We start from the raw sequence: 293 nt of genomic DNA, 5'->3' as shown, positions 1-293 counted from the left end.
GCACCTCGGCATCCAGCACCTTGGCCACAACTTCTTCAGCCTTGTCACGGCTCAAGCCCAAACGTTCAAGCAGCTCGTCGGGGATGGTTTCGTGCGGCCCGGAGCCGATGCCCCGGCTGCGCAGCAGGCGCACGGCCAGGCACACCAGGTTGGGGTACTCGGCGTATTCCAGGGCTTGACCAAGTATTTGAAGCCGAAGAAAAAGCAGTAGACCGAGGTGGATTCATCGGGGGCAAGCCCCCTCCCACACTTGACCGTGTTCGCAGATCAAAATGTGGGAGGGGGCTTGCCCC

Annotated in this window: 1 pseudogene; it reads right to left on the bottom strand. The window is 61.4% G+C overall.

Going from position 1 to position 293, the window contains the following annotated elements:
• Nucleotides 1–169: pseudogene (locus INT12_RS31105) on the bottom strand (histidine kinase); the annotation flags it as partial.
• Between the last annotated feature and the right edge of the window lie 124 nt (nt 170–293).

The sequence above is a fragment of the Pseudomonas sp. K8 genome, assembly GCF_014889455.1.
GTDB classification, from domain to species: Bacteria; Pseudomonadota; Gammaproteobacteria; order Pseudomonadales; family Pseudomonadaceae; genus Aquipseudomonas; species Aquipseudomonas veronii.
Note: the sequence above shows the minus strand (reverse complement) of the source record. Positions and strands in the feature narration are given on the sequence as shown.